Below are 21,771 nucleotides of genomic sequence, written 5' to 3' on the forward strand. Positions count from 1 at the left end.
CGGGGATAGTGTCGGTGTCGCGACGTCGTGGTCGTCTCCCCCGCACCCGCGGGGATCCACCCTTGGTTCTCGCCGTCCGCCAGCACGACCTTGAGTCTCCCCCGCACCCGCGGGGATCCACCCCACACGGTCATCGCTAGGCGAAAGGTCCACGCGTCTCCCCCGCACCCGCGGGGATCCACCCGGGTCAGGCACCGTCGCGGCTGGCGGCACGTCGTCTCCCCCGCACCTGCGGGGATCCACCCCCCGTTCGAGTATGTTGACGACGAGACGGAGTGTCTCCCCCGCACCCGCGGGGATCCACCCCGACCTAGACGCGCACAGCCTTGCGTTCGCCAGTCTCCCCCGCACCCGCGGGGATCCACCCTCGATCCTCAATCCCTTTCGCGACGCGTGCCGGTCTCCCCCGCACCCGCGGGGATCCACCCCTCGGTACCGTGCCGGGGCGGGGCTGATGTCAGTCTCCCCCGCACCCGCGGGGATCCACCCCAGCCCCTTCGGACCGAAGGCAATCCAGACCAGTCTCCCCCGCACCCGCGGGGATCCACCCCTGTCGCGCTACGCGCAGGCCGGCACCCGTCGGTCTCCCCCGCACCCGCGGGGATCCACCCCGGTGCTCGACCGGTCGCTGCTGCTCGACATGGTCTCCCCCGCACCCGCGGGGATCCACCCCGTTTCGGCGGCCAAGCGGGCGCCGTATCGGGGTCTCCCCCGCACCCGCGGGGATCCACCCAAACGAGGACATTTGCGGTCACGCGCATGGACGTCTCCCCCGCACCCGCGGGGATCCACCGCGAGCCTCGGCGGCGACCTGACCATCCGCGATGTCTCCCCCGCACCCGCGGGGATCCACCCAGGGGAAGCCAGCGCATCAGCCGCGCACCTTGGTCTCCCCCGCACCCGCGGGGATCCACCCCTGGTACGCCGATGCACCATCCACCCCGTCTCGTCTCCCCCGCACCCGCGGGGATCCACCCGCCGTCATCCCGATGCCAGGTTCGGTTTCAGCGTCTCCCCCGCACCCGCGGGGATCCACCCACGCCATCGTGCGCACGCTGAATATAGACGACGTCTCCCCCGCACCCGCGGGGATCCACCCTTGCCGGCGTGGTCGGGCAGGGCGGTGGCGATGTCTCCCCCGCACCCGCGGGGATCCACCCCCTCTGTCGGGGACCATCACACTGCTGTCCGGGTCTCCCCCGCACCCGCGGGGATCCACCCGTTCGAAGAGCAGGACGAGTGCATCTGCGCCCGTCTCCCCCGCACCCGCGGGGATCCACCCGAGCAGCGGTATCGCATCATCACGCAGGCAGAGTCTCCCCCGCACCCGCGGGGATCCACCCGAAACGGGCCGCTTGATGCGTTGCTCGGACATGTCTCCCCCGCACCCGCGGGGATCCACCCGTCGCGCTGCTGGCCTGCATCAAATTCTAAGGGTCTCCCCCGCACCCGCGGGGATCCACCCTTTCCATCAGCGCCACCAGCTGCGCCGTGCGAGTCTCCCCCGCACCCGCGGGGATCCACCCGCAAGCTGGCCGCCGCCACCGCCGCAATCGGCGTCTCCCCCGCACCCGCGGGGATCCACCCCAGCCAAAGTCGCCAGCAATTCGCAGATTGGCGTCTCCCCCGCACCCGCGGGGATCCACCCAATGATGCGCGAGGGGGCAAGGATCGGTCGCGGTCTCCCCCGCACCCGCGGGGATCCACCCTATGCCGACCTGATCGTCGCACTGTGGGGCGGGTCTCCCCCGCACCCGCGGGGATCCACCCTGAACACCAGCCGCACCGGCCTGCTGTCCACCGTCTCCCCCGCACCCGCGGGGATCCACCCTTCCGCGAAATCGGCGTGCGCGCGTCCATCTAGTCTCCCCCGCACCCGCGGGGATCCACCCGTCATCCGCAAGGACACCGAAATCACGATCCCGTCTCCCCCGCACCCGCGGGGATCCACCCGAGCCTTTCAAGGAATGGCAGCAGCAGCAGGAGTCTCCCCCGCACCCGCGGGGATCCACCTTGAGCATGCCGGCGGCGGCGTCCTCATACTCCGTCTCCCCCGCACCCGCGGGGATCCACCCCGCACGGTGAAAGGCGATGACCAGGCGGCTTTGTCTCCCCCGCACCCGCGGGGATCCACCCTGATTGCGGCGGCGCGTCGATGCGCGGAGCGAGTCTCCCCCGCACCCGCGGGGATCCACCCTGGCCTTTGGTCTTATGGGGCAGTTTGAGGGCGTCTCCCCCGCACCCGCGGGGATCCACCCTGATCGCCGTCGCGACCGCATGGGCGAAGGGTGTCTCCCCCGCACCCGCGGGGATCCACCCGGCGCGCTGTCCTTCGCGTGGAACGAATCCCCGTCTCCCCCGCACCCGCGGGGATCCACCCCGGGCCGCGATACTTGGCTTTGCGTAGCGCGGGTCTCCCCCGCACCCGCGGGGATCCACCCGCCACCGGGTATCAGAACCGCTTGGCCGAAGGGTCTCCCCCGCACCCGCGGGGATCCACCCGAGCCAGACGGCTGCGCCTACGCTATAGGTATGTCTCCCCCGCACCCGCGGGGATCCACCCGTGCTGGTCCGTCCGTGGTGGCAGAACCACCAGTCTCCCCCGCACCCGCGGGGATCCACCCTTTCGCGATTTCCTCAAGAACGGAATAGACGCGTCTCCCCCGCACCCGCGGGGATCCACCCGCCTCGGCTTCGTCCTGCCGGCCCTCGCCGATGTCTCCCCCGCACCCGCGGGGATCCACCCGTCGAATCCGGTCCTTCGCGGGTACTCTCCGGGTCTCCCCCGCACCCGCGGGGATCCACCCCGAGAAGATGATCGATCGCGCGCCTGGTGCGCGTCTCCCCCGCACCCGCGGGGATCCACCCTTGGCGTTGCACAGCGCGACGATGTCCTGCGCGTCTCCCCCGCACCCGCGGGGATCCACCCGCGGCGAAAGGGGCCATCAAGGCGGCGATGACGTCTCCCCCGCACCCGCGGGGATCCACCCCAGGCGCTCACCGCTGATATCGAATTGGACGAGTCTCCCCCGCACCCGCGGGGATCCACCCACAAGATCAGCGTCGACCTGCCGGGCGTGCCAGTCTCCCCCGCACCCGCGGGGATCCACCCGATCAAGTGGTTGGACGCAATCGGCCACCCCAGTCTCCCCCGCCCCCGCGGGGATCCACCCCGTATTAGTATCGCGTTTGATCCGCCAGCGCGGTCTCCCCCGCCCCCGCGGGGATCCACCCGGCGCGGGGGATCACAAGCGGTATATGACGCTGTCTCCCCCGCCCCCGCGGGGATCCACCCCCCAAGGTCCGGCGATGAAGCCGAGGAACCCGGTCTCCCCCGCCCCCGCGGGGATCCACCCGCGACGAAGGGCGCGCCGATCGGTACCGAGGTGTCTCCCCCGCCCCCGCGGGGATCCACCCCCTCCTGTTGGATGGTGAAGGCTACCGGACCGGTCTCCCCCGCCCCCGCGGGGATCCACCCAGGTCGCGCGCGAGCGCGGCTGAACAGTCCCCGTCTCCCCCGCACCCGCGGGGATCCACCCTTCCTCAGCATCCGTCCGGAATTTCTCATCGTGTCTCCCCCGCACCCGCGGGGATCCACCCTGCGGGCGTGGATCGTGGCGACCTTCGTTGATGTCTCCCCCGCACCCGCGGGGATCCACCCTACGGGTCTGGATCGTCGGCTGCGGGTTTCGAGTCTCCCCCGCACCCGCGGGGATCCACCCCGGACGCAAGGTCACACGGCGGCAGGTATCGCGTCTCCCCCGCACCCGCGGGGATCCACCCGTTTTCGCTGATGCTTGCGGCTTCCCTAACGGGTCTCCCCCGCATCCGCGGGAATTTACCCCTTGCCCCTGCGAACTGACCCAATCGCGAATCACATGGATAAACCGATCATAGAACCGGTATGACACCTAAACTAGGTCGAGCTGTCCCCATAGTTTGTATGCCTCCGTTAAATCCATTACCAAAATAATACCTTGCCACCCCGCTTCGGTCATAGGTATGCATGTCGTATTATATTGACAACAAGCTACGCTCCGCAAAGCCCACCAGCGCCACAGTGAGAGAGCAAATCCATGGCCCAGTCGTTCCGGCACACCATCGCCCTCGCCGCGCTCACCATTGGCCTTTCGCAGATGCCCACCGCCGCGATCGCACAAGACAATGCCCCGGCCCGGGCGACACCTGACGCTCCACCCGAAGGCGAGATCGTCGTTACCGGTACGCGCATCCCGACACCCGGCCTCGTATCCAGCAGCCCGGTCGCGTCGACCGGCGAACAGCAGATACGCCTGCAGTCGGCGCTGACGATCGAGGATTTCTCCACCAAGCTGCCGCAGTTGTCGGGCGGCGTGCGGCAGGGTTCGCAGGGGAGCGATGCGTTTGGGGCGCAGGTGCTGGAACTGCGCAATTTCGGACAGAGTCGCTCGCTGGTGCTGATCGACGGCACCCGCGCGGCACCGTTCAGCTTTCGTAATTCGGTCGACGTCAACGCCATTCCCGCGTCGCTGATCAAGCGGGTCGATGTGCTGACCGGGGGTGCTGCCGCCGTGTACGGCGCCGATGCGGTGGCGGGCGTCGTCAACTTCATCCTGAACGACGAGTTCGAAGGGGTGCGCGGCACCGCCGCCAGCCGCTTGTCGTTGCGCGGCGGCGCGCAATATGGCGGGTCGGTGATGCTGGGGCTGGGCGTCGGGGATCGCGGCAATCTGGTGTTTGCCGCCGACTATACCCAGCGCGACGGTATCCTCGCGCGCCAGCGCGACTGGGCGGCGACGCCGAACCAGACCATTCCCAGCATCGGCGGCGTGTTCACCGATGTGGCGAGCGGGCGGCGGTTCGGCTTCACCGATGCCGGCACGTTCACCACCAGTCCGTCGGCGACGTCGAACATCTCGGGCAGCTATCCGCTGGTGTCGCCATTGAAGCGAATCAACCTGGCCGCGCTGTACAAATACGACATCGCCCCGGCGGTCGAACTCTATGGTCGCGCGATGTTCACCAATGCCCGGACCGAAGAGACAGGCACGCCCGGCGCGCAGCCGGCCAGCGTCAGCCGCACGGTCGGCATCAATGCGACCAACCCGTTCCTGACCGACGCGATCCGCAGCCAGCTGACCTTTGTCAACGGCGTGGCGCAGGTGAACGTCAGCCGCTCGCTCGCCGAACTAGGGCTGATCACCTATCGCACCGAGCGCGACACGTTGCAGCTGCAGTCCGGCTTACGCGGGCCGTTGACGGGTTCGCTGCAGTGGAACGTCTATGCCCAATATGGCCGTTCGATCGAAAATTCGCTGATCGGTGGCGACGGACTGGTGGCGAATGCCAGCGGGGTCAACAATTTCGCCTCGATCGTCAACACGGTCGACATTTTCGGTCCCGACCGCCCCGGTATCGCGGCTGCTTTGGGCAGCCCGATCAACGGCTTCAACCGCAAGCGTGACCAGTTCGTCACCGCCGCGACGGTCAGCGGCACGCTGGACGACCTGTTCACCCTGCCCGCCGGGCCGATCGGCTTCGCGGCGGGCGTCGAATATCGCCGCGAAACCGCGAGCATCCAGCAGGACAGCGCGCTCATCAGCGGCAACACCTACCGGCAGGGCGTGCAGGCCGCCTATACCGGATCGTTCGACGTGAAGGAGTTGTACGGCGAGCTGCGCGTGCCGTTGATCCACAATACGCCGTTCATCCGCCAGTTCGATGTCGGCGGCGCCTATCGCCTGTCGGATTACGACCTGTTCGGCACCCATGGCACATGGAAGGTCGAGGCGAACTGGGCGGTCGACCGTAACCTGCGGCTGCGCGGTACGTACCAGCGCGTGCTGCGTACCCCCAATTTCGGCGAGTTCGCTGCCAGCACCTCGTCACTGCCCTTCAGCAGTCTGGTGACCGTCGACCGGCTGCGGCCGCGCTATGGCGGCGATCCGTGCGTGATCGGCACCGGCAACCCCGCGCAGTGCGACCGGCTGGGCGCACCGGCACAGGGGTCGGTCAATTCGACTGCCGCCAGCTATCTGACCGGCAACTACTTCTATGGCGGCAATCCCGATATCCAGCCGGAAACCGGCTTTACCAAGACGATCGGCGGCGTACTGACGCCGACCTTCCTGCCGGGCATGAACGTGACGGTCGACTGGTACGAACTCGACCTGCGCGGCGCCGTGGGCGTGATCCAGCCGATCGCGGCGATCACCAGCTGCTACATCACCAATCCGACCGCCGGCAATCCGCTGTGCAATCTGGTGACGCGCAATGCCGATGGCAGCTTCAAGGACGCGTTCGTCAACAACCAGAACCTCGGCCGCCTGCTCCAGCGCGGGCTGGACGTCGCCGCCAGCTATACGCTGCGTCCCGAATGGATGGACGGTATCGGCCTGCGCGCCAGCTATCAGGGCAATATCGTCACGTCGTACCTGATCCAGGCGAACCCGACGGTGAACGCGGTCCAGTGCAAGGGCACGTTCGGCGCTACCTGTTCCAGCGATGGTACGACATTGGTACAGCCCGATTACCGCCACACCGCCGGCATCGGAATGCTGTTCGACCATGGCGTGATCCAGTTCGACTGGCAGCGGATCGGCAAGGTAAAGTCGAGCGCGTCCGGATCGACCGAGACGATCGGCGCGCAGGACACGTTCGACCTGTCGGCGTCGCGCGATTTCACCCCGGCAATTACGATGAGCGCGGGCGTCTACAATTTGCTCGATCGCCGTCCGCCGCGCGTGTCGGCCGGCGGCGTCTTCAATACCTTCCCCGACACCTATGACATTCTCGGCCGCACCATCGGGTTCACGCTGACGGCGAAGATGTAAGGGCGATGCACCTGCCCTTCTCGCTGGCGGACTGGCTGGTCATCGCCGCCTATCTGTTGCTGCTGATTGCCGGGGGGTGGATTTTCACCCCCCGCAAGACCGCGTCGGCGCACGACTATTTCCTTGCCGGCGGTAATGTGCCGGCATGGCTGGCGGCGGTGTCGGTGCTGTCGGCGACGCAGTCGGCGGCGACGTTCCTCGGCGGGCCGGACTTCGGCTATGGTGCCGACCTGACCTATCTGACCGGCAATATCGGCGGGCTGCTGGGTGCGATGTTCGTAGCGCATGTGATGATCCCGCGCTTCTATGCGATCCGCGCGACGACGGCATACGAGCTGCTGACGATGCGCTTCGGCATCCGCGCGACGCGCTGGGCCGGGGGCATGTTCCTGGTCGGGCGGGTGTTTGCCGGCGGCGCGCGCGTCTATCTGGCGGCGATCGCGCTGGCGATGGTCATCACCGGATCGGTCGACGCGACCGGCATCCTGATCGCCGCCGCGCTGCTGGTCATCGCCAGCGTGTTGTTCACCTTCATCGGCGGGTTGAAGTCGGTGCTGTGGAACGACCTGGTCCAGTTCGTTGTGTATCTCGGCTCGGCGATCGCGGTGCTGGTGTTCCTGCGCCTGTCGATTCCGGCGTCGAACGAAGCGATCGTCGATGCGCTGCGCAATGCGCCCGGCGGGGTCGACAAGCTGCGACTGTTCGACCTGTCGATCGACCTGTCGCGCCCCTTCTCGTTGCTGGCGATCCTGACCGGCATCACCCTGCTCTACATCGCCAATGCCGGCATGGATCAGGACACGACCCAGCGGCTGCTGGCGTGCAAAGATGCGAAGACCGGCGCGCGCGGCCTGTATCTGTCGGTATTCGCGACGATCCCGACGGTCGGACTGTTCATCGTCATCGGATTGTTACTGCACGTCTTCTATAACCGCCCCGACCTGATGGGCGGTGCCGCCGCGACCGCGGGCCAGGCGTTCGGGGGCGAGAAGATCAGCATCTTCATGCACTATATCCTGACCGAATTGCCCGGCGGTTTGCGCGGGCTGGTGACGATCGGCATCTGTGCGGCGGCGGTCGCGACGACCAATTCGGCGCTGAACGCCATGTCGTCGGTGCTGGTGCAGGATTTCTATCGCCCGTGGCGCGAACGGCGTGGGAGCGTGGCGGAGACGCATTTCGTGAGCGCCGGACGCGCAGGCATGGGGGTGATCGGCCTTGCCATGCTGGCGATGGCGGTCGCGTCCTATTATTGGCAGCGGCACAGCGACATGGGTCTGCTGGAGTTCGCGTTGCAGGTGATGGTGTTCACCTATGCCGGGCTGCTCGGCGTCTATTTCACCGCGCTGTTCACCGCACGCGGCACGACCGGATCGGTGATCGCCGCGCTGCTCACCGGGTTCGCGGTGATCGTGCTGCTCCAGCCCGGCATCGCCCGTGCGCTGGCGTTGCCGGCGGCGCTGACCGGCCTCGCCTTCCCCTTTCAACTGTGCATCGGCACCTTCGTCGCGTTCCTCGTCTGCGCCACTCCGGCGGGTACAGTCGGGCGCGGCCAACCGGACGGACTTCGCCCATGAACACCGAAACGCTCGATCCCCGGTTTCGCGATGTCGAACGCTGGCCGACCCATGCCGCGGTCGAAGCTATGCTGGAGGGGCAGATGGCCGCCATCGCCGCGCTCTATACCCAGATCGCCGCGATCGCCGATGCCGCCGATGCCGCCGCCGCCCGACTGGAACAGGGCGGACGGCTGGTCTTCGTCGGCGCAGGCACGTCGGGGCGGCTGGCAGTGCAGGACGGCACCGAACTGCACCCGACGTTCGGCTGGCCGAGCGAGCGCACCGCGTTCCTGATGGCGGGCGGCGCCGACGCGCTGACCCGCGCGCGCGAAGGGGCGGAGGACGATGCCGACGCCGCAGCACAGGATGTCGCCGCCGCCGGGGTCGGCGCGAACGACGTGATGATCGGCGTGGCGGCGAGCGGCCGCACCCCCTTCACCGTCGCCGCGATCGCCGCCGCCCGCACCGCCGGCGCGCTGACCATCGGCATCGCCAACAATGCCGACACCCCGCTGACCCAGGCCGCCGAGCATGTGATCGTCGCCGCGACCGGCAGCGAGATCATCGCCGGATCGACGCGGATGAAGGCGGGCACCGCGCAAAAGGCGGCGCTGAACCTGCTGTCCACCGCGGTCATGATCCGGCTGGGGCTGGTCCATGACGGGCGAATGGTGGCGATGCGCGTGTCGAACGCCAAGCTGCTGCGCCGGGCGCGGGCGATGGTACAGGAGCTGACGGGGATCGAGCCGCACGCCGCCGCCGATGCGCTGACGCAGGGCGGTAACGACATTCGCCGCGCGGTGCTGATCGCGCGCGGTCTGAGCCCCGACGATGCCGCCGCGCTGCTCGATTGCCATCATGGCCGGCTGGGCGCGGCGATCGCGGCATCGGCATGACCCGCGCCATCGCCTGGCCGAGCAGCGACGAGGATACGCCGCTCTACCTGCAACTCGCGCGCAGCCTGCGCGACCATATCAGCGGCGGCGCGATCGGCCCCGGCGGCGCGCTGCCGTCCGAACGCGACATCAGCGAAATGGCCGGCCTGTCGCGGGTCACGGTCCGCAAGGGCATCCAGCAGCTGATCGACGAAGGCATCGTCGTGCGCAAACAGGGGTCCGGCACCTTCGTCACCCCCCGGATCGAAGCCCGCGGCGCGCGGCTGACCAGCTTCAGCGACGACGCGCGCGCGCGCGGGGACGCAGCGGGCGTGGTGTGGATCTACAAAAGCTACGCCCTTCCGACCGAAGAGGAGGCAGCCGCGCTGGAGGTCGCGCCCGATACGCGGGTCGCGCGGCTCGGCCGGGTACGGCTGTCGGATGGCGATCCGCTGGCGATCGAACATGCGGTGGTGCCGGCCGAATTCATGCCCGATCTCGATCATCTGCAGGACTCGCTGTACGCCGCGCTGGAGGCACATGGCTTCCGCCCGGTCGGCGGCACCCAGCGGGTGCGCGCCTCGCTCGCCACCGCGACCGAGGCCGGCATCCTTTCGATCGAACAACAGTCCGAAGTGCTGCGCATCGAACGCAGCACCCGCATCGCCAACGGCCGGATCGTCGAGTTCACCCGCTCGGTCTATCGCGGCGACCGCTATGAGTTCGTGACCGAGTTGAACGAAGGCTAGTCCGCTCGACATTTCGGGCTAAGGCCGGGGCAATGCAGCGTCTGAACATCGCCATCGCGGGATGCGGTGCGGCCGGATTGGCGAGCGCGCTGCTGCTGCTCTTTTGCCCGGCGATGCCATCGTCCGCTGGTTACACAGCGGGACTCGTACGATCTCACGCTCGCAGGGAACATCCCTTCAGCCTGGTCAAAAGCCGAGTCGCACCGCTTGGCACGGCTTCACGGCCACTTCGGCCCGGAGCCGTTCCACCAGCTCCAGCGCATCCGCCGCAGGCCAGTGGCGCAACTGCCGGGCTACCATTGCGAAGTCGCCCGGGGTGAGCCCTTCGACATCGGCAAGGCTGCCGGGCGCAGGCTTGCCGAAGAAGCGCCGAAATGCAGCGGCAGCACGCTCGGTCCCAAGCGGTTTCAACCGCAACTTGAAGACGAACCGCCGCAGCGTGGCGGGATCGAGTCCGGCCTCGTGGTTCGTCGCCGCGACGACCGGCAACGGGTGCAGGTCGAGCCACGTCAGCAATTCGTTGACCTGCTCCACCTCCCAGCTCGACCGCGCCGTGCTGCGGTCGAAGAGTAGCGAATCCGCCTCGTCGAACAGCAAAACCGCCTCACGCCGCCGGGCCTCGGCGAACGCAGCGGCGATCTGCGCCTCGGTCTCGCCGACCCATTTCGACAACAGGTCGGACGCGCGTTTCACCAGCAACGGTCGGTCGAGCGCACGCGCGAGATGGTGGGCGAAGGCCGTCTTGCCGGTGCCGGGTGGCCCCGTCAGCACCAGCGACACATCACTCGCGCCGTCCGCCGCCATGGCCGCGAATAGGCGATCGACCGGTCGATCGGCCTCGAACAGGTCGAGATCGAACGCCGCCGGGCCCGGTGGCGGCAAGGTGCCGCCGCGCAGCGCGCTTACCAGCGCCTCGGCCGCGACGCTCCCGCCATCCGCTTCGCCCGCGAGCTTGCCCGCACGAGTCGCCATCCGCAGGACGGTCGCCGCTTCCGGCGCGGCGTCGAGCAGCGTGGCGAAGCCGGGGCCGGGCGTCACCCGTTCCTCCTGTGCCATCCGGTCGAGCATCGCCGCCGCCGCCGCGCGCGACGGCAGGTCGAGCCGCAGCACGAAGCTCATCCGCCGCAGGATCGCCGCGTCGACATTGCCGATCGCGTTGGTCGTCCAGATCACCGGCACCGGGTTCGCCTCCAGCAGCCGGTTGACGAAGACCTTGCTGCCCTCGCGCCGGCTGAACCAGTCGCCGCCCGACGACGGACTGGCATCGCCGATCAGATCCTCCATTTCGTCGAACAGCAGCACCGCAGGTCCGCGCCCGCCGAGCAGGCGTTGCGCCAGCGCGAGCGCGGCGACACGCTCCCACCGGCGCGGCTCCTCGCCATCCTCGTCCGCCTCACCCACGCCGTGCAGCACCGATCCCGTGGCGGCCGCCAACGTGCGCGCCAGTTCGGTCTTGCCGGTTCCGGGCGGGCCGTAGATCAGGATATTGATCCCTTCCGCCCGCGCACCCAGCGCACCGCGCAGCAGGCGGACGAGAAAGTCGATCGGCTCGACATGCGCGAAGGCGTCGAGATCGAGCGTCGCGGTCTGTCGCCGACCGATCAGCGTGTCGAGCATCGCCTCGTCGCTGGTCGGCGCCCGATCGAGCAGGCGCTGCAACGTCCAGCGAACCTCCACGTCCACCTCGCCCTCGCGCGTGGCGGTGAAGCACGCGAGGCCGAGCCGCGTGACGGCACCCTGCCGCGCCGCACGTTCGGCATCCTGCGTCGCGGCCCCGGCCATCTCGCCGAGCAGTTGTGGCAGATCCTGCCCGTGACGGCTGAGCAAGCGCACCAAAGTACCGATGCGGGGCAGGCGGTCGCACGCGACCATCAGGCGCAGCAACGCCGCATCGACCGGCGACAACACCAGCAACCGGGCCAGCGTATCCGCGAGTTCTAGCGCCTCCGCCCGTACCGGCGCACCACGCGGGGCGGCAAGACCTGCCAGCAGGGTTTCCCAGTTCCATTCGCCTTCCACCGCGGGCAGCAGCCACGGCCCGTGCGGCTGCGTCCATTCCAGCAGCGCTTTGGCGAGCGGTGCCGTGGCGGGCAACGCGCCCGCCGTCCGGAGCATCAGGCCCCGGACGATATCCAGTTCGTCCATATCGTATCCACGAGTCTCTCAGGCCGACGGCGCAAAGGCGCGCGTCGACGTCATTCCTGTCGAATGGGTGAGGTGCGGCGGGGGCGGATGCCCGCCCGCCGCCAACGTCGTGGGACGTCTACGCGAAAGGCCGGAGACCGCCAACCCGTGCACCGCGATGGGCGGCAAGGTCGAACAAGGCATGTCTCCGTGTGGCCCGCCGGTTCATGCGGGCTGCGGGGCGGATAGCAGAAAGTCGTTACGCTCGCAATCCATCAGGCGATCGTCACGGCATGGGAGCTCCCGGCGCGCTGTTCGAACCGGGTTCGCCGCCCGGTAAAACGCTCGATCACCGTTGCCGCCGTACGGGCATGTTCGCTCGGCTTGACCGTGGTGAACACGCCTCCGCCCGCCAGGGCCATCGGCAACAGCAACTGGTCGGCCAGATACGGCCCGGCAAAGGCGTCGCAGCCCAGATAGCCTCGCATCCGCCCGACCGCGGTCTTCGCGACCCGCTCCGCCGTCGTACCCAGTTGTGCAAAGCCGCTGACGATCTCCGTGACATGCTCGAACCGCGCCTCAAGCAGCAGGATGTTGCCCGGCCCCTGATCCGTCGACAATTGCCGCATGAAGCATTCGCGGTCCGACCAGTCGAACGCCTTGCGGACGACCGCGATCTCCCGCTCGGCGATCGATATGGGCAGCCCGGCGTACAAGGCGCACGCCGAGAAGGCCAGCGCCCCGCCCCGTGTCAGGCATTCGATCGGCTGAAGCGGGCCGGGGATGATGTCCACCTCGATCCGCCCCCCGCCGCGCGGATAGAAACCGTGGCGGATCAGCCGCGCTTCGACCTGCCCGCCCATCCGCCGGACGATCGGCAGGAAGCACCGCTCGATGAATTCGAACGGCGGGGCCAGCATGTTGTGGGTGCCGCCCTCCAACACCAGCCGCAAGGGCCCATCGGCGAGCAGCAGCGGCAGCAGCACCGTCTGGAGGACAAGGCCTGTCGAGCCCGCCGTGCCGACGGAGAAGCGATAGTCGCCCGCTGCCACCCGACCGGGACGGAAGGTCAGGTCGGATGACCCGACAACCAGTCCCTCGCAGCTCGCACCCCCAATCGCACAGGCCGCCTCGATGGCGGTAACGTGCTGGCGCATCAGCCCCGGCTTCGACCGCTTGGCACGGACGTTCGTGATGCGGACGGGCTCCCCGGTGACGAGCGACAGCGCGCACGCATTGCGCACGACCTGCCCCCCGCCTTCGCCTTCCGCTCCATCAATCTCGATCATGATATTCACTCTGACCCGTGGTGTGCGTCGTCCACGGCCGCCTTCGCGCTCCGCTTCACCCTTTGACGCACACCACCTGCTTCAACGTATGGACGATCTCGACCAGATCGGCTTGGGCGGCCATCACGGCTTCGATCGGCTTATACGCCTTGGGCGTCTCGTCGATCACGCCTTCGTCCTTGCGGCATTCGACCCCCGCCGTATCGGCGATGTGCTCATCGAGCGTCACCAGCTTCTTGGCGGCGGTGCGGCTCATCACCCGGCCAGCGCCATGCGAGCAGCTGTCGAACGATTCCGGGTTGCCCAGCCCCCGCACGATGAACGATTTGGCGCCCATCGATCCGGGGATGATCCCCATCACCCCTTTCGCCGCGCGCACCGCACCCTTGCGGGTCACCAGCACATTCTCGCCGAAGTGGTTCTCGCGCGTGACGTAGTTGTGATGGCAGTTCACCGCCTCCAGCTCCGCCTCGAACGGCTTGGCGATCACGCTGCGCAATGCGGCGATGACGTTGGTCATCATCATCCGCCGGTTGAGCGCCGCATAATCCTGCGCCCAGCCGACCGCCTCGACATACTCATCGAAGTGATCGGTCCCTTCGGGGAAATACGCCAGATCCTCGTCGGGCAGGTTCAGGTGCCATTTGCGCATGTCCTGCTTGGCGAGTTCGATGAAGAAGGTGCCGATCGCGTTGCCGACGCCCCGCGAACCCGAATGCAGCATCACCCATACCCGCGCCTCTTCGTCGAGGCATAGCTCGATGAAGTGATTGCCGGTGCCCAATGTCCCCAGATGCACGAGATTGTTCGTGTTCTTGAGCCGCGGATGCTTTTCGCACAACCGGTCGAACCGCTGGACGAGCGTCGACCACGCCGCGACGATCGCGGGCGGGGGTGAACCCCAGCTGCCGTTGTCGCGCTTGCCGCGGCCAACGCTGCGGCCGTGGGGCACCGCCTGCTCGATCGCCGAACGGACACCGTCGAGGGTGTCGGGCAGGTCGCTCGCCATCAACGAAGTGCGCGCCGCCATCATGCCGCAACCGATATCGACCCCGACCGCGGCGGGAATGACCGCGCCCTTGGTAGGGATCACCGACCCCACGGTCGCGCCGATACCGATATGGACGTCGGGCATGGCGGCGACGTGCTTGAAGATGAAGGGCATCTGCGCCGCGCGTGCCAGTTGCGCCCGCGCACCATCCTCGACCGGCACGCCCCGCGTCCACGCCTTGATGGGCACACCGCCCGGTACGTCGGTGTATTCGTAAGCGGTGGCTGTCATCGTCTAACTCCTCGGACTTACCTTTGAGGCGGCCGGCCTATTCCGGCCGCCTCTGCCGCGTGTCGGATCGTTCGATATCATGTGACCCGACGCAGCTTTCTTTGCGAAGAGCGTGCCAAACGGTGCCGATCCAACGAGAATTACCTCTATCCTATTGTTAGTTATGCTCTTTTCTTGCTGGCGTACCGCCAGCAGGCAGCAGTGTCGCCCGCTGCAGACGATCGACATGGATCGCACTTTATCCTATGGTATCGCAATGAAACCCGTCGTTGCCCTTGGTTTTCTCGGTTCGACCCTTGATGCGGGCAGGTTCGACACGCAACGCTGGAACCGGTGGCGGCCCACGGTCGCCCTGACCATGCACGAAGATTTGCGGGTCGACCGGCTCGTCCTGATCCACGGGACGCAGCATGCGCGCCTTGCCGCGTTCGTCGAAACCGACATCGCCTCGGTATCGCCGGAAACACAGGTCGAGTTGCAGGTGATGGACTTCACCGACGCGTGGGATTTCGAGGAAGTCTATGGAAAGCTGCTCGATTTCGCGCGGGCCTATCCCTTCGATCCGGACGCCGAGGACTATCTCGTCCACATTACCACCGGCACGCACGTCGCGCAGATCTGCCTCTTCCTGCTGACCGAAGCGCATTATCTGCCGGGTCGGCTGCTCCAGACGCAGCCAGCCCGTGGATCTGGTGGTGCGGCCGGAAATTGGAACGTCATCGACCTAGACCTGTCGCGCTACGACAGCATCGCCACGCGCTTTGCCGCCGATAGCGCCGAGAGCACCAGTTTCCTCAAATCGGGCATCGACACGCGCAACGCCGCGTTCAACACGATGATCGACGAGATCGAGCAGGTAGCGGTCCGCAGCCGCGCACCGTTGCTTCTCATGGGTCCGACGGGCGCCGGCAAGAGCCAGTTGGCCCGGCGCATCTACGAATTGAAACGGATCAAGCGGCAGGTGAAGGGCCCGCTGGTCGAGGTAAACTGCGCGACACTGAAGGGCGACAGCGCGATGTCGGCGCTGTTCGGTCACCGCAAGGGCGCCTTCACCGGTGCCGCCGCCGACCGTGCCGGCCTGTTGCGCACTGCCGATACCGGCGTGCTGTTTCTCGACGAGATCGGCGAACTGGGCCTCGACGAGCAGGCGATGATCCTGCGTGCGATCGAGGACAAGCGCTTCCTGCCAGTCGGCGCCGACCGGGAAGTCGAGAGCGACTTCCAGCTTATCGCAGGCACCAATCGTGACCTTGCCGCCTGCGTCGCGGCGGGCACGTTCCGCGACGACCTCTATGCGCGGCTGAATCTCTGGACCTTCACCCTGCCGGGGCTCGCCGGGCGCCGCGAGGATATCGCGCCCAATCTGGACTATGAACTCGATCGTTACGCGGAACGCGAAGGGGACCGCATCACGTTCAACAAGGAAGCGCGCGACCGCTATCTCGGCTTCGCGACCGGTGCCGAGGCCCGCTGGCCGGGCAACTTCCGCGATCTTGCCGCCAGCGTCACGCGAATGGCGACCTTCAGCCCGTCCGGCCGGATCAACGTCGACTGCGTCATGGGGGAAATCGCACGACTTAAACGGCTATGGACCGACGGATCAGATGCACCCGACCTGCTCACCGGACTGATGTCGCCCGAGCAACTGGACGAACTTGATCCGTTCGACCGCGTGCAGCTCGCGCACGTCGTGGCGACATGTCGGGCCAGCCGTTCGCTGTCCGACGCCGGCCGCACGCTGTTCGCCGCCTCACGCCGCCAACGCACGTCGACGAACGACGCAGATCGCTTGCGCAAGTATTTGGCGCGGTTCGACCTGAACTGGGCGGACATGGTCGACGACCGCTGACGTCGTGGTAGTCGGCGCGTCATGGCTTACAAGCCGGCTTGATCGATCCGTTGCGCGATTTCGCTCGGCAACGCTGCTTCCGACTTAGGCAGCAACCGATGCAGCGCCGTCTGCACGCGTTTGTGCGCGACCTGATACGCCTTGTGACGGATGACCCGCATAGCATTCGTCCGCCAGGACGGGCTCTCGCCCAGCCTTGCTTCCCACTTGGCCTCCTCCGCCTCAAGGATCGACAGCGCGAGGCGCAACCCATCACGTCGTCCGCGCGCATATTCGTCAGAAACTGGTGATGTTTTCATCTGAAGACGAGGTAGGCCCGCGCCAAAGCCGCTGACAAGGCAAATCCCTTGCCACGCTGTCGGTCTTGACCGGTATCCACCGCGCGGCTCAATTGCCCTCGGCGTCGACCATGACCACCACCGGCCTACCGCGAGACATCGACTCCCAACCCGCGGAAATCGCCGAGCGCACACACCGCGTGATCGTCGCGTCGTCCAGCTGGAGCCGACCGCGCGGCAAGCCCTTCAGCAGCCGCTTGGGCGGCGGAAATTCGAGCAGGGCTTCGCGCTTGGCGTCCTGCTGGAGGATCGCAATCGTCATGCCCTTCCATCCCTCGGCATCCGACTGATGAGGTTCGCTGTGCAGGTGCCAATCATAGGCGACGCCATCGACAGTGACGGTTCCGGCGTTCGTGTGGGATTTCGACATGGCGGGGCCTTTAGCACAGCAAAGCAGCACAGGCACAAACCCAGGTTCCCGCCCCCGCATCACCCTGCTCAGCTATCGTCGGATGGCAGGAATTTGCAGGCGGCGGATCAAGGACTGTGGCACCTGAAGACTGCCAGGCAAAACTGCCCCGCAAGCCTACGAGAGCACGAGGCAAGTTTCTGTAATGTCTAGGTTTTTGAAAGCTGGTTGGGGCGACAAGGGTCCCACCAACCAATACACCTGCTAAGCGCTTGATTTGATTGACATGCAGGGACCGCCTGCACACCGCATTGCTCCAATGCATCGGCACAACGCGCAATCGTCATTTGGTCGGTACTTGTAGGCGCATGCGATGATCAGATGGCGCGGCGCAGCGACGAAGATCGATCATTAATTGATGGTCAGCTCGTTGCGCGCCATCACGGCCGCCAACTTGGGATCGCGCCGCATCAACTCGGCGGCAGCAAACAATCTCGGTGTGTTCTCGGCGAACCACTCGCGGCCCGGACCCCAGTCGATCATCACCGCGGCGTAGCAATCCAGCGCGGACGCCTGCTCGCCCAATACATAGGGGCCGACGACCTGCGCCTCGAGCCAGCGATAAAGGCGCTCGCGATGAGCGTTGGTCGTATCGGTCAGTTCGTGCTGTGCCGAAGGCGCCCAGCGCTCGGGGTAATCGCCGTAGGTGAAGGTCGGATAGACGTTCGCCACGATCCAGATCAGCAGGCGCAGGAACCGGCGATGTTCGGCCGATCCCGGCGGAGGGGCCAGCCGCGCGTGTCGGTCCGCCAGCCACAGCGCGATCGCGGCGGTTTCGGTCAGCACGTCTCCATCGTCCAGCACCAGCGTCGGAACCTGCCGCAGCGGATTGACCGCTGCCAGCCTGTCCTGCGCCGCGCCCGGATGGTCGAAGCCTTCGACATCGACGAAGTCATAGGCCTCGCCGACCAGTGCCAGCATCGTCTCGACGATTGCCGAACCCCAGGCCGGCACTCCGTACAATTTCATGTCACTTCCCCATTTCGGCGCAGAAACATGACGGATCAGCCTACAAGCCGGCTTAGTCGATACTATGCGCGATTTCGTTCGGTGTTACGGCTTCGGACTTCGGCAGCAAGCGATGAAGTGCCGTCTGGATGCGTTTGCGCGCGACCTGATACGCCTTGTGGCGGATGTTATCCGTTACTGGTCAGCAATTCCCATCAGCCGTTAAGCCGGTAAGAGCCCGACCGCGCGGTAGCTGGCGATCATCGCATCGAAGAGCGCGATGTCCGATCGGCCCCTCGCGAAAAGTTGTGCGCCTGCGACCGCTGCATAAATGGTGCGTGCCCTGACTTCGCTTTCCCCCGGTTCGACGACCTTAGCGTCGATCAGCAGCCTGCTCAACCAGGCGACGTTGACGTCGGCGAAGCGTTGTACTTCCGCCTTCACCGGATCGGGAAGGTCGTCATACTCCGCCGCCATAAAGCTCGACAGGCAGATGCGGTTGTCGTTCGACAGCGACGCCCGGAAAATCTCCGGGTAGCGGCGCAGGGCTGTGATCGCGTCAGGCGCCTCTCCCGAGATCGCATCAAGTTGTCCGACCGTGTCCTCCCAATAGCGCCGCGCCACCGCGGCGCCGAGATCGGCCTTGGTCGCGAAATGGTGATGGATGCTGGGCGCCTTGATCCCGACCTCGGCGGCAATATCGCGGAAGTTGAGGCCGCTATAGCCCCGCGCCATCGCCATCCGCCGTGCCACAGCCAGCACTGCCTCCCTGGATGTTGAAACCGCCACTGCTCACCCGTGTCCACCAACCCGACCAAGTGGTAGATAGACCTTGACGCCGTTCACGCAAGCGCGCATTTACGCGCCTACCGATCACTTGGTAGGTGCATTCATGACATTCCAGTCGCCGCTCCCCACGAAATTCCGCCTCTTTACCTCCCCGTCGGCGTTCCCCAATCCCCAGCGGCTGCGCATCTTCCTGCACGAAAAGGGCATTGCCGACCGCTTCGACGAGCAGGTCTACAATATGTCGCCGGTCGGTGAGCAGCGGCAGTGGAAGCATCTCAAGATGAACCCGTGGGGTGAAACCCCGACGCTCGAACTGGGCGACGGCAGCTTCATCTCCGAAACCGCCGCGGTCGTGCGCTATCTCGACCAGGCGTTTCCGGGCCGCCGGATCATGGGCGAGACGCCCGAAGAGCAAGGGCTCGACGCCATGTGGGACAACCGCATCTGGGTGCATATCCTCTACCGCATCACCACCGCGTTCCATGTCCTGCACCAGGGACTTGGCCCCAAGCTCGAACTGACCTCGAACCCGGCATGGGGCGAGCATTGTCGCAAGGAAGCGCTGGCGCACACCGCGCTGGTCGATCGGCATCTGACCGATGGCCGCGACTGGCTGCTCGGTGGTGCGGAGCCGACCTTTGCGGACATCACGCTGGCGACCGCGATCGCTTTCTCCAAGTTCGAGGTGAATGCGATGCCGCTCGACGAACGCTATGAACATATCGATGCGTTCTGGCAGCGGTGGCAGCGCCGCCCGACCTTCCTCGCCGCCTATGCCGATCGGAGCAGCGGCGTGCCGGAACTGGATAACCGTCCGTAGCGACTGCAGACGACGGACGCGGTTCATGTCCGTTTGAAAAGACCCTGAGCAGGAGAGAATATAGTGCTGTTTCACACGATGATTGGATCGAACGACATCGAGCGGTCGAAGCGTTTCTACGACGAGGTGCTGGGGACGCTCGGCGTCGGCGAACCCGCGCGGAATATCGCCGACAGCGGCCATGTCCGGCTCATCTACAATAACGGCAACGGAACCAACTTCATCGTCAGCCAGCCTATCAACGACGAACCGGCGACCGTTGCGAACGGCAGCACTGTCGCCTTTTCCTGCAACTCTCCCGAGCAGGTGAAGCAACTTCATGATATGGCGGTTGCCAATGGCGGCACCTCGATCGAAGCCCCGCCCGGCCCGCGTCAGACCGCGTCGATGGGTACGATCGAACTCGCCTATTTTCGTGACCCCGACGGCAACAAGCTTTGCGGAATCCATTTCCCTAAATAATCGGGCGCATCGTATAATGGCCTGACCGTGTTGCCCGTCCCTGTCGCGGACGGGCAGCGCTTGGCCATCTGTGCGGCGAGGATCAGAAGAGACCGCCTGCCGGGTCCACGGGTCGGGTCAGGCGCAGCAATGCTTATGCTTCTTGCCCGATCCGCAAGGACATGGATCGTTGCGGCCGATCTTTGCCGTCGCAATCGCATCCACGGCTATCGGCTTCATCTCGCCAGCGTGCGCACGGGCCGCGTAGAGGCGCTGGACCGTATCCGTCAGCTCGGCCACCGCACGATCCTGAAAGGCGTTGACCTCGACGCTGTCGAGATCGCTTTCGCCTCGCGCGATCGCGATCAGCGCCAGAAGTCGGTGCCATGGATCGGTCCATTCGGCAGCGGCGGCCGCCCCGCCCCATGCGTCTGGCCGCAACGCGATCGCGTCGGAAAAGCCGTCTACCCAATATTCCCACAGAACCTCGCCATCGCGCTCGTCGACGTCGAGGATCGGCTGCAACCTGCCACGGGACAAGTCGCGCGCGATCTCGTCACGCCGCGCCGCGACCGCCTTGACGAACCATTGCACGTCGAGCGGCTCCTCGAAGGGTGGGACGCTCTCGGCCTCGACGCCCCATATGACCGTCATCCATTCATCGACGGGGATCGGTTCGGGACAGACAATAAGCCCGGTAAGGAAACCGTCGAGTTCGGTGAGCAGCATCGGCTCTTCGACCGGAAGTTCCGCCAGCGCGCCATCGAGCCGCCGGAAGCGAGACGGCATTTTCCTCACAGGCTGATACCGCGTTTGCGCATCTGTTCCTCCGCCATGGCATGCAGCGGCGTCGGATCACCCCCGATAAAGATGTCGGCGAAGTCTAGCAGATCCTCATCGCTCAAGCCCGCCACCGCCGCCTCGATGGCGGCAAGGCGCTGAAGGTCGAGTTCCGTCCTGGTGGCGAGGCGCTTCATGCGGGTCTTGAGCATCACCGTCCGGTAACAGGATCGATCGCATTTGGCATCGCCCGATCTCCTGGCAAGCGCGTTGGAGGCAAGATCGGTCGACAGTTCCGTCCGCCACGGCGAACCGATGCGGTAGCGCTCATCAACCCCCGCGCGTCGAATGACCCAGACCTGACCTTGAAGAAGGTAGATAGAATGCCGACGTCCATCCGCGTCAGGAGACGTATGATGGTGGAAGCACGATGGAACGGTGTACGGATCGCCCATAGCGACGATACGGTGATCGTCGAGGGCAACCATTATTTCCCCGTGCAGAGTGTGGACGCCGCGTTCCTGCGACCAAGCAGCACGACGACCATCTGCCCGTGGAAGGGAACGGCGCATTATTACAGTCTGGACGTCGCGGGTGCCGACAATCCCGACGCCGCGTGGTATTATCCCGATCCCAAGCCCGAAGCCGAAAACATCCGCGGACGCATCGCCTTTTGGAAGGGGGTCACGGTTAGCTGACCCGAGATG

General features: G+C 66.3%; 17 protein-coding genes and 1 CRISPR repeat array (1 of these 18 cut by a window edge). Of the genes, 8 read left to right on the forward strand and 9 right to left on the reverse strand.

Going from position 1 to position 21,771, the window contains the following annotated elements:
* Positions 1–3,844: a CRISPR direct-repeat array (repeat unit 29 nt; unit sequence GTCTCCCCCGCACCCGCGGGGATCCACCC) (it extends 1,675 nt beyond the left edge of the window).
* A 232-nt stretch (positions 3,845–4,076) separates the two neighbouring features.
* The 4 genes from MF610_RS04580 to MF610_RS04595 are packed head-to-tail and all read left to right on the forward strand — an operon-like array spanning position 4,077 to position 9,995.
* Entirely contained in the window at positions 4,077–6,812 is a 2,736-nt protein-coding gene (locus tag MF610_RS04580) for a TonB-dependent receptor plug domain-containing protein (protein WP_242193162.1), read from the forward strand.
* A 5-nt stretch (positions 6,813–6,817) separates the two neighbouring features.
* The gene (locus tag MF610_RS04585; protein WP_242193164.1) at positions 6,818–8,389 is read left to right on the forward strand and encodes a sodium:solute symporter family transporter; all 1,572 of its coding nucleotides are present in this window, start codon (positions 6,818–6,820) and stop codon (positions 8,387–8,389) included.
* The gene (locus MF610_RS04590; protein ID WP_242193166.1) at positions 8,386–9,267 is read left to right on the forward strand and encodes an N-acetylmuramic acid 6-phosphate etherase; all 882 of its coding nucleotides are present in this window, start codon (positions 8,386–8,388) and stop codon (positions 9,265–9,267) included. The genes MF610_RS04585 and MF610_RS04590 overlap by 4 nt, the downstream gene beginning before the upstream one ends.
* Entirely contained in the window at positions 9,264–9,995 is a 732-nt protein-coding gene (locus MF610_RS04595; protein ID WP_242193168.1) for a GntR family transcriptional regulator, read from the forward strand. Before MF610_RS04590 ends, MF610_RS04595 begins: the two co-directional genes overlap by 4 nt.
* Before the next feature lie 186 nt (positions 9,996–10,181).
* Here MF610_RS04595 and MF610_RS04600 read toward each other — a convergent pair whose 3' ends face one another.
* The 3 genes from MF610_RS04600 to MF610_RS04610 all read right to left on the reverse strand — a co-directional run bounded on the left by MF610_RS04600 (position 10,182) and on the right by MF610_RS04610 (position 14,690).
* Positions 10,182–12,140: an AAA family ATPase gene (locus MF610_RS04600; RefSeq protein ID WP_242193169.1), complete on the reverse strand. Its 1,959-nt coding sequence runs from the start codon at positions 12,138–12,140 to the stop codon at positions 10,182–10,184.
* Between the two features lie 254 nt (positions 12,141–12,394).
* The gene (rtcA, locus tag MF610_RS04605; protein WP_242193171.1) at positions 12,395–13,408 is read right to left on the reverse strand and encodes an RNA 3'-terminal phosphate cyclase; all 1,014 of its coding nucleotides are present in this window, start codon (positions 13,406–13,408) and stop codon (positions 12,395–12,397) included.
* Positions 13,409–13,463: 55 nt separating this feature from the next.
* Positions 13,464–14,690, reverse strand: coding sequence for an RtcB family protein (locus MF610_RS04610; RefSeq protein WP_242193173.1), 1,227 nt, complete (start codon positions 14,688–14,690; stop codon positions 13,464–13,466).
* A gap of 256 nt (positions 14,691–14,946) precedes the next feature.
* Here MF610_RS04610 and rtcR point away from each other — a divergent pair, with 256 nt between their 5' ends.
* Complete coding sequence (rtcR, locus tag MF610_RS04615) at positions 14,947–16,539, forward strand: RNA repair transcriptional activator RtcR (protein WP_242193175.1); 1,593 nt, start codon at positions 14,947–14,949, stop codon at positions 16,537–16,539.
* A 26-nt stretch (positions 16,540–16,565) separates the two neighbouring features.
* Here the strand turns inward: rtcR and MF610_RS04620 are convergent, their stop codons facing one another.
* The 4 genes from MF610_RS04620 to MF610_RS04635 all read right to left on the reverse strand — a co-directional run bounded on the left by MF610_RS04620 (position 16,566) and on the right by MF610_RS04635 (position 18,996).
* Positions 16,566–16,787: a hypothetical protein gene (locus tag MF610_RS04620; RefSeq protein WP_242193176.1), complete on the reverse strand. Its 222-nt coding sequence runs from the start codon at positions 16,785–16,787 to the stop codon at positions 16,566–16,568.
* A 139-nt stretch (positions 16,788–16,926) separates the two neighbouring features.
* On the reverse strand, positions 16,927–17,247 hold the full coding sequence (locus MF610_RS04625) for a hypothetical protein (protein ID WP_242193177.1): 321 nt from the start codon (positions 17,245–17,247) through the stop codon (positions 16,927–16,929).
* A 390-nt stretch (positions 17,248–17,637) separates the two neighbouring features.
* Entirely contained in the window at positions 17,638–18,255 is a 618-nt protein-coding gene (locus MF610_RS04630) for a glutathione S-transferase family protein (protein ID WP_242193179.1), read from the reverse strand.
* 201 nt (positions 18,256–18,456) lie between these two features.
* Entirely contained in the window at positions 18,457–18,996 is a 540-nt protein-coding gene (locus tag MF610_RS04635) for a TetR/AcrR family transcriptional regulator (protein ID WP_242193182.1), read from the reverse strand.
* Between the two features lie 130 nt (positions 18,997–19,126).
* Between MF610_RS04635 and MF610_RS04640 the strand changes: the two genes are divergently transcribed.
* Complete coding sequence (locus MF610_RS04640; protein WP_242193184.1) at positions 19,127–19,843, forward strand: glutathione S-transferase family protein; 717 nt, start codon at positions 19,127–19,129, stop codon at positions 19,841–19,843.
* 63 nt (positions 19,844–19,906) lie between these two features.
* Positions 19,907–20,305, forward strand: coding sequence for a VOC family protein (locus tag MF610_RS04645; protein ID WP_242193186.1), 399 nt, complete (start codon positions 19,907–19,909; stop codon positions 20,303–20,305).
* Between the two features lie 117 nt (positions 20,306–20,422).
* Here MF610_RS04645 and MF610_RS04650 read toward each other — a convergent pair whose 3' ends face one another.
* On the reverse strand, positions 20,423–21,073 hold the full coding sequence (locus tag MF610_RS04650) for a UPF0149 family protein (RefSeq protein WP_242193188.1): 651 nt from the start codon (positions 21,071–21,073) through the stop codon (positions 20,423–20,425).
* Between the two features lie 5 nt (positions 21,074–21,078).
* The gene (locus tag MF610_RS04655; protein WP_242193190.1) at positions 21,079–21,276 is read right to left on the reverse strand and encodes a hypothetical protein; all 198 of its coding nucleotides are present in this window, start codon (positions 21,274–21,276) and stop codon (positions 21,079–21,081) included.
* Between the two features lie 204 nt (positions 21,277–21,480).
* Between MF610_RS04655 and MF610_RS04660 the strand changes: the two genes are divergently transcribed.
* Positions 21,481–21,762, forward strand: a complete 282-nt coding sequence (locus MF610_RS04660; protein ID WP_242193603.1) for a DUF427 domain-containing protein — start codon at positions 21,481–21,483, stop codon at positions 21,760–21,762.
* The last annotated feature ends 9 nt before the right edge of the window (positions 21,763–21,771 follow it).

The sequence above is a fragment of the Sphingomonas hankookensis genome (assembly GCF_022664465.1).
Classification (GTDB): Bacteria; Pseudomonadota; Alphaproteobacteria; order Sphingomonadales; family Sphingomonadaceae; genus Sphingomonas; species Sphingomonas hankookensis.

Excerpts from the sequence above, each read along its gene's own strand:
- rtcA (WP_242193171.1), bottom strand. The coding sequence starts at position 13,408 with ATGATCGAGATTGATGGAGCGGAAGGCGAAGGCGGGGGGCAGGTCGTG.
- MF610_RS04590 (WP_242193166.1), top strand. The coding sequence starts at position 8,386 with ATGAACACCGAAACGCTCGATCCCCGGTTTCGCGATGTCGAACGCTGG.
- rtcR (WP_242193175.1), top strand. The coding sequence starts at position 14,947 with ATGAAACCCGTCGTTGCCCTTGGTTTTCTCGGTTCGACCCTTGATGCG.
- MF610_RS04650 (WP_242193188.1), bottom strand. The coding sequence starts at position 21,073 with ATGCCGTCTCGCTTCCGGCGGCTCGATGGCGCGCTGGCGGAACTTCCG.
- MF610_RS04630 (WP_242193179.1), bottom strand. The coding sequence starts at position 18,255 with ATGAAATTGTACGGAGTGCCGGCCTGGGGTTCGGCAATCGTCGAGACG.
- MF610_RS04640 (WP_242193184.1), top strand. The coding sequence starts at position 19,127 with ATGACATTCCAGTCGCCGCTCCCCACGAAATTCCGCCTCTTTACCTCC.
- MF610_RS04585 (WP_242193164.1), top strand. The coding sequence starts at position 6,818 with ATGCACCTGCCCTTCTCGCTGGCGGACTGGCTGGTCATCGCCGCCTAT.
- MF610_RS04580 (WP_242193162.1), top strand. The coding sequence starts at position 4,077 with ATGGCCCAGTCGTTCCGGCACACCATCGCCCTCGCCGCGCTCACCATT.
- MF610_RS04625 (WP_242193177.1), bottom strand. The coding sequence starts at position 17,247 with ATGTCGAAATCCCACACGAACGCCGGAACCGTCACTGTCGATGGCGTC.
- MF610_RS04660 (WP_242193603.1), top strand. The coding sequence starts at position 21,481 with ATGGTGGAAGCACGATGGAACGGTGTACGGATCGCCCATAGCGACGAT.
- MF610_RS04655 (WP_242193190.1), bottom strand. The coding sequence starts at position 21,276 with ATGCTCAAGACCCGCATGAAGCGCCTCGCCACCAGGACGGAACTCGAC.
- MF610_RS04595 (WP_242193168.1), top strand. The coding sequence starts at position 9,264 with ATGACCCGCGCCATCGCCTGGCCGAGCAGCGACGAGGATACGCCGCTC.
- MF610_RS04610 (WP_242193173.1), bottom strand. The coding sequence starts at position 14,690 with ATGACAGCCACCGCTTACGAATACACCGACGTACCGGGCGGTGTGCCC.
- MF610_RS04600 (WP_242193169.1), bottom strand. The coding sequence starts at position 12,140 with ATGGACGAACTGGATATCGTCCGGGGCCTGATGCTCCGGACGGCGGGC.